The sequence below is a fragment of the Paraglaciecola sp. 20A4 genome (assembly GCF_011378905.1).
Classification (GTDB): domain Bacteria; phylum Pseudomonadota; class Gammaproteobacteria; order Enterobacterales; family Alteromonadaceae; genus Paraglaciecola.
In genome coordinates this window covers 40,798-49,628 of sequence record NZ_WTPY01000033.1, presented here as the reverse complement: position 1 = coordinate 49,628, position 8,831 = coordinate 40,798, and the positions used below count along the sequence as shown (strand labels likewise).

Sequence of the window (8,831 nt, the reverse complement as noted above, 5' to 3'; positions counted from 1 at the left end):
CTTAAATACTCTATGATGTTTGGACATAAAAAGACCCCCAGTAATTGGAATGTCCAACTATTGGGGGTCACTTCAAAGTGGCCCCGGCTTTTTTGTGCCTATTCGTTAATGCGTAGGTGTATTTACCCAATCCATACATGGCGAATAAGCCGGCATAAGCGGAATGTCATTTCATAGAATAAGGCCCATCAATTATTACGCTGTATTTCGTTAGTCATGCCCAAACAACTGATAACACGTAGAAACGTAAAACGATGATGCGGGCTGAAAAATTGATTTATATCCAGAAGTGAACCTTAAGATTTTCATTCGCCTTGATTGTGCTATTAAATGGGTTTCCCCATGAAAATATAGCTCTGGGGATAACGGCAAGGATTTATAGACTATGGTTAAGATAACTGAAATTTAAGGGCGGCACATTATGGTTAACGTCAAAAGGATCGTGCTGGATGTACTCAAACCTCATCAGCCTAATGCCCTTGATTTTTCACAGGCCATTACGCAAGCTGGTATCGATTATCGCGTTAAATTAGTGGTAATTGACGTAGATGAAAATACCGAAACAGTTCAAGTTGAGCTTAAAGGTAACGCAATTAATTTTAACGCGGTCCAATCTGCTATTACCAATATGGGTGGTTCGATTCACAGTATTGATGAGGTTGAAGTGCATAATGAAACCATGGTCAATTAATATTTTATGAGTTTGTTTAGGCAGGCTCTGTTCTTGCTCGATATCACCCGCTCGCAAGGAATAGTGCGTCGTTATTTTGTTGTCAATGGCTTTGATGGCGCACTAACGATGCTTGGGTTGATCATGGGCTTTATTGTCAGTGAGCCTGTCGATTTATCCATGATTATTAGCGTCTGTTTAGGCGCTGCTATCGCTTTGGGCATGAGCGGTATCAGTAGCGCTTATATCAGCGAGTCAGCAGAACGAAAGTATGCTCTGGGAAAGCTAGAAAGGTCAATGATCAGTGATCTTCATGGCAGTGCTCACGGTGTTGCATCACGCTGGGTCCCCCTGTTGATTGGACTCGTTAATGGCTTGGCACCGCTGGTTATTTCACTGCTAATATTGTTACCTCTGTGGCTGGCACATGCGGGCGTCAACCTCCCTTTTTCTCCCCTTTATGCTGCTAGCTTTGTTGCACTCCTACTGACGTTTTTATTAGGGGTTTTTCTGGGCCGAATATCGGGAGTAACGTGGTTACGCAGTGGCATCCAGACCTTATTGGTTGCACTGATAACCGCTTCGCTTATTTACTTCTTGGCCGGAAATTAACATGTCAACATTCAAGTGGCACAATTTATCACCCGCTGATGTTCTGCAGCAGCTTGAATCATCGCTTTCTGGCCTATCAGCAGATGAAGCCAAAAAACGTCTGGCCGAATATGGCTCCAACGCGCTTGTCGAAAAAAAGCGACGTTCCCTGTTGTTTATTTTACTCGGTCAGTTCTCTGACTTTATGATTGTTGTGTTGCTTGTGGCTGCACTCATTTCGGGATTTATTGGTGAACTGCAAGATACCGTGGCTATTTTGGTGATCGTGTTACTGAATGCGATCATCGGCACGGTACAAGAATTTAGAGCAGAACAGGCAGTAGCAGCGCTACGAAAAATGGCCGCACCAGATGCGCATGTATTACGTGATGCACATGAAGTTACGATAGACGCAGCACAACTGGTGCCCGGTGATGTAGTGATGCTCGAGGCAGGAAATATAGTACCTGCTGATTTGCGGTTATTGGAGGAAGAAGAGCTTCAAATCGATGAATCGGCATTGACCGGTGAGTCACATGCAATAGCAAAACAAATAGCGTCTTTAGCTGATCCTGAGTTGCCTATAGGTGACCGTTTTAATTTAGTGTTTAAAAGCAGCATGGTTACACGTGGCCGCGGTAAGGGCGTGGTGGTTGCCAGTGGAATGGCGACACAGATAGGCCAGATTGCGGGACTACTGCAAGACGAGGCGAGCGCTAAAACCCCCTTGCAGACCCGGTTGTCTCGCTTTGGCCGTTACCTTGCTTTAGCCGTGCTGGCAATATGCATGCTGGTGTTTGGCGCAGGTTTATTGCAAGGGCAGCCCATATTACTGATGTTTTTAACCGCGGTGAGTTTGGCTGTTGCAGCGATACCTGAAGCCCTGCCAGCAGTGGTGACCATTTCACTTGCTTTGGGTGCACGTAAACTCATCCGTCATAACGCTTTGGTGCGTAACTTACCCGCGGTGGAAACCTTGGGGTCAGTTACTTACATCTGCACTGACAAGACTGGTACATTGACACAAAATGTTATGACCGCTGAGTTATTTTTCGTTGCGGGCGAAAGATTTGAATCATTGTCTGAGTCAGGGGCTAACAGTCCAAGGACAGAACTGGGATATGCCATGGCACTGAACAATGACATCACCGTTAAAGATGATAAACCCGCTGGTGAGCCTACTGAACTGGCCCTGTTTGAAGCAGCCCAAAGTGCTGGTTTTGACAAGTTTGTCTTAGAGCAACAGAAGCCGCGCTTAGCCGCTATCGCCTTTGATAGTGAGCGAAAACAGATGACAACCTTGCATCAAACATCTGACGGGGTGACCGGATATATTAAAGGTGCGCCGGAACGGGTACTACAACAATGTACCCAAAGTTTGGGTAACGATAGTGTCACGAAATTTGACATTGCGGATGTGCTGGCTGAGGCGGCACAGTTGGCAAATAAAGGTTACCGCGTACTGGCATTTGCAAAACGTGAGTTCAATGGATTACCCGAGCCACTGAAGGCAGAAACGGTGGAGCGTGAGCTAATATTTTTAGGGCTGGTGGCGTTAATTGATCCCCCCCGACCTGAAGCGTCCCAAGCGGTAACTGATTGTCTAACCGCGGGAATTATTCCTGTCATGATAACAGGCGATCACCCCGGAACGGCGATGGCCATTGCACAGCGCCTCGGCATTACTGATGACGAGCAAGCGATGTTAAGCGGTGATGAACTAGCAAAGATACCCGATAAAAAATTCTCTCAACTTGTTGAAACAATAAGAGTCTATGCCAGAGTAGATCCTGAACAAAAGTTACGCATCGTGAAAGCGCTACAGGCCAAGGGCGAATTTGTCGCTATGACGGGAGATGGGGTGAACGATGCCCCAGCATTGAAGCGTGCGAATATTGGTGTGGCCATGGGTCAAAAAGGAACCGATGTGGCACGAGAAGCGTCGGATATGGTGTTGCTGGATGATGATTTTTCATCGATCGTGCGAGCGATACGTTCTGGGCGGCGCATATTCGACAATATTCGTAAGTTTATTAAGTACACCATGAGTTCAAACTCTGGTGAAATATGGACGTTGTTTCTCGCCCCATTCCTCGGGTTGCCTATTCCTTTACTGCCTATCCATATTTTGTGGATCAACTTAGTGACCGATGGCCTACCGGGTCTTGCATTAACAACCGAGCCTGCCGAGCCGGGTATAATGAAACGGGCCCCTCGCCCACCACATGAGAACATTTTCTCTCATGGCATGTGGAAACATATTATATGGGTCGGATTATTTATTGGTGGCATATCCCTTGCGACTTTAGCCTGGGCGCTTTCCCGCGACGTGGCATACTGGCAAACAATGGTGTTTACCGTATTGACGGTATCTCAGTTGTTTCATTCTCTAGCGGTACGCAGCGAGAGTGCGTCTATGTGGCGAGTTGGTTTGCTAAGTAATCTGCCGATGCTCGGAGCATTTATACTCACGCTATTCTTGCAGTTGGTGGTGATCTATACCCCAGCGTTCAACACCATATTCCACACTCAGCCTCTACCCATGTTAGATCTCGCCGCTTGCCTGTTTATTTCTTCTCTTATTCTGTTTGCGGTCGAGATTGAAAAATGGCTAATGCGCCGCGGGATCATATATGCGCAATAATTGGGTTTTAAATGGCATAATCAGAGGCCTATAGTGCGCGGCGCATGTTTAAGCCTAATCAGACAAAATCTATTAGTTATATATGCAGCGCTTCGTTATATGTGGTAGTTGAATGACGTAGATGTAACGGAAAACGCCCCTTTAATCACATAAATGGGAACAAGCGTAGCAAGTAAGTATCACATGCCTTGTAAAGGTGCGTGTTTAGCATCGAGTCAGGCTGCAAATTTAAGAAAAGTGTGGCTTGTATCAGAGTGACGAATGGGCCAGCATAAAAGGTCGGTTTGGTAAGGACCTGCTCCAATGCGCAACCCAATGAATGAATACAACCTCAATCAGATAGATAATATTCAACCGTGGAAACTACCCGTAATTTTTTAATATGTGGGTTGTTACGATCCCGAGCGCTAATACTAAATTGGCCTTGCGATGCGCGTTTAATCTTGCCTAACACACTCTTTGAATCCTTCGCAAATTTCTGGGCTACTTCACGGGCTTTGGTGGTTGCTTCTTCGATCATCTTGGGTTTAACTTCATTTAATCGCGTGAAAATGTACTCAACATTGGCCTGATAATTATTTTGATTTAGCACAATGCCTTTTTTGCCTAATTCGGTTAATTGCCCCATCACACCACGCACAAGTTGGATGTTACTCGAATATACAGTGACCGTTTGCACTGCGGTAAAACGAAAAGTTGGAGTCGCATTACCGCCATACTGCTGAGCGGATTTATCCGTTATGGCGGCCGCTGATATACTGATGTCGGTTTCGGCGATACCCCGCTCTTCTAAAAAATCAGAGATTAACGCGGTATTGCTTTCTATCGACTCATAAAGAGATTCAAGGGAATTATCCGCCACGGTAAATTGAATAGGCCAAATGACGATATCAGCAGGATATTCCTGCTCAGATAAGCCTTTTACAGTAACGCTGCGCTCAAACTGGCGATACTCTATGACCGAATGACTGATTTGATAACCAAGAGCAACCAAACCTGCGCATAGAAACGCACCTAAAATTAACGCTGAACCTTTTCCGCGAGTATCCATAATTTACGCTTTATCCAAACAAACTTACGTTAAAAGTGACGTTGCTTATTTAAGTTTTCAAACACAACAATCAATAGAGTGGCAATAGGACCGACAAACAAAGAAACAATAAACCATATCAGCCCGTTCCGGCCCTTACCTTGTGCTAACCCGGCGTTAATCAATGCAAGTGTAAACCAGCCAACAAAATAGGAGCTAGTATTGGCGATGGATTCGAATTCCGACATATATATCCTTGAAAGTATTAAAAATAGCGTGCAATTTGATGTTCAATAACTAGCTTATCAAACCCTATTGAATCATGCTTCTTTTTTAACGCTTGTAACGCATGGTTCAGCGCAAGGCGCATAAAAAAAAGCAAGTCGAGCACTCAGTGCTGACTTGCAATTTAGTTTTATTATGTATTTTCTAAGCCTCAACTTTTAATAGCGCTATATCAGGTACAACAACCGGCTATCATATCGGCCGTATCCTAATCACTATTCACAACCTTTTACTATTATTAAAAAGACGCACTGCCCCACAACCAAAACTTGTCGGTATCTTGTAAACCGCTATCTCCTGAATAGGCCGCGTATTTAATGCCCGTGGCATAACCTCCACTAAATTTACGCACATAACTAAGGTCGATTTCATTGCCTAAATCATCAATAACATCACTATCTTTATCGGCACTAAAGTCATGGTACACCACGCTCCATCCGCCGCCGGCTAATTTTCCTGCTAAGGTTACGTTTACATCCACAAGGCCCTGAGCAGGTGTATTGAGGAACATGTCAGCCCAACCGTTAAATTTGTGCAAGGTAGCTAGAGGGGTGGAAAAACCATACTGCCCATCATCTGAACCCAACGACTCATAACCGAGTTTTACTGTCACAGCGGAAAGCTTGACACCTGCTTCAAGCATTAAATAATCCGCATCAAAGTCAGTGGTAGCCGTTTCACTACTTTGGGTGGCATATTCAGCACCGTACAATATTGTCGTGTCTGCAAGTTTGCTGCTACCACTGAAACTTACGCCATAGGTATCAAGCGAATTATCCGTTTCATTATCCACTTCCAGTAAATAGCTGTATCCCACAAACGTACCAACCGATGTTTTGTAAGATGCGTTGATAAGATGATCTTTACTATCAAGATCGGCGTCTTCGCCGAAAATACGATTACGCTGTGTAAGATAGGCATAATTTAAGGTGAGCGCTTTACTTGGTGCGTATTTAACGCTAACCCCATCGAAGGTTTGTCGATCTTGGCGCCACCCAACGTGCCCGACAAATCGGTGGCTGTCCATCGCGATCACCTGCCGGCCAAATCTCGCTGTCAAATTCTCGTTTTGATATTGTACATAGCCCTGATCTAACTCAGTATGTTCGGGATCCGCGATAACAGAATATTGCCCCACGTTATAACCGCTTGGCCCAACAGTATAATCTCCCTCACCTAATACAATGCGCGTATCTTCCACTTCAATTTTGGCTGAAAAACCTTTAAAGCTGCCGGTGGTATAGCCTAGCAACGTGCGCAGCGTTAAGGCATTGGCATCGTTAGTATCTTGCTCAACATTCTCATAACGCAAACGCAAATCGACTGCGGCAGTTCCGTCTTTCAGCGCTTGAGTAATACTTTGTTCGGCTTGGACTTGACCGATACTCGCACCGGCACATAACAGACCCACCATTAGGGCTAATTTTGATTTATTTTTATGATTTAGTTTCGTGTGTGCGCCCATGTTTTTTCCTTTGGTCAGTTAGAATATGTTTTGCTCAGCCCAACTCTTTGGGCTGATGGGGATTTTATCGTGGCTATTTTTTCCAAAAAAAAACCCACAACTATCCAAAAATTGAATAGTTGTGGGCTACATTGCCTCGCTGTAAATATGCCTCATGGCAAGATTTACATATCTGTCTGAACACACACGTAGGCGTTAACGCCTTTCTTATTTTTTTGACGCATCAATTCACTTTTTGAAAGATGACGCCGTCAACCGTGTTTGTTACAAGTTCTTCTATGCATCTGTGATGCCATTTTTATTTATTTATATATTTCAATAGCTTAAGTTTTATATCTTTTGATTCAAGCACGGTGCTCAACCGATAACGTGCACATATGCACTTGGTTTGTGCTCTATCAATTTATTATTGGAATGGTCTTATTTACCCTTTCCATATCATAAACAGAATAATGCCTAGTTGTATGACGCAAATCCCCTGGTAAACCAATAGCGGGTTACGTTGTATTAACGGTTGTTTTTGCATAGCCGACAATAATCGTTGATTAGGTTGAGATAAATCCATCATAAATTCTGAGAATGCCTGATAACGATTGATTGGATTGGGCTGCAACGCTTTCTTTAAGGTCAAATCGATCCATAATGGTAAATCAGTTCTAAATTTGGTAACCGCCTGATACTCCCATTCATGATATGCGTTGGGAATATAGTCTTGATAACGAAACGGTTTAAACGGCAAGTGCCCAGTCAGCATTTCATACACCACTACCGCCACAGAAAACATGTCACATTTATGGTCACTACGCTGGGTAAGTAAATACTCTGGCGCGATATAATGCACTGAACCTAACGCGATATTCTCTTGTGGCAAAGAGTTGGTTTCAACTAGCGCATTAACCAAAACAGTACCAAAATCGATAAGTTTTACTTCGCCATTGTGATCCACCATAACATTTTCAGGTTTTACATCACGGTGCACCATATCTTTTCGCTGCAATACCCGTAAGGCGTCAACCAATGGCCGAATAATTCCCCTAACTTGCTCTATGGAAGGTAAAGGATTGTCTACCATCCACTGACGCAATGTTTGCCCGTCAATGAATTCGCATATGTGGTACATGAATTTAGCATTATCAGGACGTTTAAATATTCTCATCACATTGTGATGCTTAATATGTTGCCCTACCCACTCTTCGCGCAGAAATCCGCTCAAATATATCGGATCATCAACAAAGTTTTGTGAAGGGATCTTTAACCCATAGGTTTTACCGTCCAGCTCATTAACGACTTTATACAAACTACTTCGAGTGCCGTTGAATAAGGTTTGGACCACTCGGTAGCCTTCTAACTTCATTCCGACTTCTAACGCCGGCGGCATTGCTAAGCGCATCAACTGTCGATAATGTTCGTCTAAGCTGGCATTGGGTAATTCAGTGATATGCACTAACAAGCACGTGACATTATCGTCACTGCCTGCGTTGAGCGCCGCAGCAACAATATTATTTGCCCGTTGTTCTAAGCTAACACTGGTATCTTTGATAAATACCAGCAGTTCTTTATTCGACAAAAACTCATGGACACCATCTGAGGTAAACACAAAAATATCATCGAGCTCTAATTCAAGGGTCCGAAAGTCTACGTCCAGATTTGCTTCAATCCCCACCGCTCGAGTGAGCACATTTTTACCACCTTGGCGGGAAACATGATCCGTCGTAAGTTGCTCAAAATCGTTATGTTGAACGCGGCTAATACGGCTATCGCCGGAATGTAAAATAAAGCCAGAAGTCGACTTAAACACCATGCCGCTAAAAGTGGTGACCATTTGACTATGACCACCATGTTCATAATCGTGCTGCCCGTAACACCATCTATTTAGGCCTTGCAGTATTTTGCTAGACGCATGTTTAACGGTCCAAGTTTGCGGGGTTTGGTAATAATCTTGAATGAAATTAGTCACGCAGGTAATAGCGGCTTCTCGGGCACGCGTACAAACACTGACACCATCAGCAATGGCGGCGACTGCGCCCTTTGCACTTAAATCTGAGTCTTCAGGTAAGTAGGCGGCAAAGGCATCTTGATTTTCTGCCTTTACCCCCTGAGTGGAAAAACCACCGAATGTTAATTTTAGTTTTTCCAAAAATTATAA

The 8,831-nt window shown here is 44.1% G+C and carries 7 protein-coding genes; 3 read left to right on the top strand and 4 right to left on the bottom strand.

What is annotated here, in order from left to right; genetic code table 11:
- The first annotated feature begins 421 nt into the window (after nt 1-421).
- From GQS54_RS20145 to GQS54_RS20135, 3 genes are read left to right on the top strand one after another with little or no spacing between them, the layout of a single operon-like run.
- Nucleotides 422-691 (top strand): DUF211 domain-containing protein, encoded by a 270-nt coding sequence (locus tag GQS54_RS20145; protein ID WP_166425716.1) that lies wholly within the window; start codon nt 422-424, stop codon nt 689-691.
- A 6-nt stretch (nt 692-697) separates the two neighbouring features.
- Nucleotides 698-1,282: a hypothetical protein gene (locus tag GQS54_RS20140; RefSeq protein ID WP_166425715.1), complete on the top strand. Its 585-nt coding sequence runs from the start codon at nt 698-700 to the stop codon at nt 1,280-1,282.
- 1 nt (nt 1,283) lies between these two features.
- Complete coding sequence (locus GQS54_RS20135; protein WP_166425714.1) at nt 1,284-3,905, top strand: cation-translocating P-type ATPase; 2,622 nt, start codon at nt 1,284-1,286, stop codon at nt 3,903-3,905.
- A 331-nt stretch (nt 3,906-4,236) separates the two neighbouring features.
- Here GQS54_RS20135 and GQS54_RS20130 read toward each other — a convergent pair whose 3' ends face one another.
- From GQS54_RS20130 to GQS54_RS20115, 4 genes are all read right to left on the bottom strand, one after another.
- On the bottom strand, nt 4,237-4,956 hold the full coding sequence (locus GQS54_RS20130; protein ID WP_166425713.1) for an SIMPL domain-containing protein: 720 nt from the start codon (nt 4,954-4,956) through the stop codon (nt 4,237-4,239).
- A gap of 29 nt (nt 4,957-4,985) precedes the next feature.
- A complete protein-coding gene (locus tag GQS54_RS20125; protein WP_158770199.1) occupies nt 4,986-5,183 on the bottom strand; it encodes an antitermination protein NusB in 198 nt (65 codons plus the stop codon).
- A 275-nt stretch (nt 5,184-5,458) separates the two neighbouring features.
- Nucleotides 5,459-6,685, bottom strand: coding sequence for an alginate export family protein (locus GQS54_RS20120; protein WP_166425712.1), 1,227 nt, complete (start codon nt 6,683-6,685; stop codon nt 5,459-5,461).
- Between the two features lie 424 nt (nt 6,686-7,109).
- The gene (locus GQS54_RS20115) at nt 7,110-8,822 is read right to left on the bottom strand and encodes a bifunctional protein-serine/threonine kinase/phosphatase (protein ID WP_166425711.1); all 1,713 of its coding nucleotides are present in this window, start codon (nt 8,820-8,822) and stop codon (nt 7,110-7,112) included.
- Between the last annotated feature and the right edge of the window lie 9 nt (nt 8,823-8,831).

Coding starts and splice junctions, on each gene's coding strand:
- GQS54_RS20145 (WP_166425716.1), top strand. CDS start 422: ATGGTTAACGTCAAAAGGATCGTGCTGGATGTACTCAAACCTCATCAG.
- GQS54_RS20140 (WP_166425715.1), top strand. CDS start 698: ATGAGTTTGTTTAGGCAGGCTCTGTTCTTGCTCGATATCACCCGCTCG.
- GQS54_RS20135 (WP_166425714.1), top strand. CDS start 1,284: ATGTCAACATTCAAGTGGCACAATTTATCACCCGCTGATGTTCTGCAG.
- GQS54_RS20130 (WP_166425713.1), bottom strand. CDS start 4,956: ATGGATACTCGCGGAAAAGGTTCAGCGTTAATTTTAGGTGCGTTTCTA.
- GQS54_RS20125 (WP_158770199.1), bottom strand. CDS start 5,183: ATGTCGGAATTCGAATCCATCGCCAATACTAGCTCCTATTTTGTTGGC.
- GQS54_RS20120 (WP_166425712.1), bottom strand. CDS start 6,685: ATGGGCGCACACACGAAACTAAATCATAAAAATAAATCAAAATTAGCC.